General features: G+C 51.9%; 1 protein-coding gene. It reads left to right on the top strand.

Translation table 11 applies throughout. The features are described from left to right. Nucleotides 1–181 precede the first annotated feature (181 nt). Nucleotides 182–887 (top strand): glutamate 5-kinase (gene proB / locus A3735_RS06190; RefSeq protein WP_068637776.1); only part of this gene is annotated, 706 nt, incomplete at its 3' end.

The raw sequence follows: 887 nt of genomic DNA, 5'->3' as shown, positions 1-887 counted from the left end.
GATGCATCAGGAAGCTAGAGATAATCTAGAGGCTCTGAAGGCGGCTCGCAAGGCTAAGCGCCTGGCAGGTGAGGAGCTGGATGACGATTTTGATGACGGCGATGACGATGATGGTGTTGAAGTGGTATATGCTCAGTAGTGTGGTGAGTGGTTTTGTGGTGGGCGATAGGGTTGTATCAATATGACTGAGTGTACTGGGCGCGCTGAGCTAAGTCGTGCAAACCGTTGGGTTGTGAAAATCGGCAGTGCATTGCTGACTGATGATGGTAAGGGCTTGGCTCGAGAGTCTATCGGTGACTGGGTGGCGCAGTTGTCTAAGTTGCATCGTCAGGGGCTTGAAATTATTTTAGTGTCTTCCGGATCTGTGGCGGAAGGTATGGCGCGCTTGGGGATGAGCGAGCGTCCTCAGGAGTTACACTTGCTGCAAGCTGCGGCTGCGGTCGGGCAAATGGGTTTGGTTCAGGCCTATGAAGAAGAGTTCCAAAAGCATGGCTTGCATACAGCTCAAGTCTTGTTGACGCACGATGATCTGTCTAACCGCAAGCGCTACTTGAATGCTAGAAGTACCGTTCGTTCAATTGTTGAGTTGGGTGCCATTCCAATTATCAACGAAAATGATACGGTTGTGACGGATGAGATTCGTTTTGGTGATAATGATACCTTGGGGGCTTTGGTTGCCAACTTGGTTGAGGCTGATGGCCTGATAATTTTAACGGATCAGGCGGGGATGTTTGATAAGGATCCGCGTCGAAATGCTGATGCGCAAATGTTGACTCAGGTATTGGCCTCAGATGAGCGGCTAGAGGAGATGGCTTCCGGTGGTGCAGGTGCGCTAGGGCGTGGTGGAATGGCGACCAAGGTGCGAGCAGCCCGTTTGGCGGCGCGTT

It is taken from the genome of Oleiphilus sp. HI0061, assembly GCF_001635675.1.
This window is presented reverse-complemented; position numbering and strand designations above follow the sequence as displayed.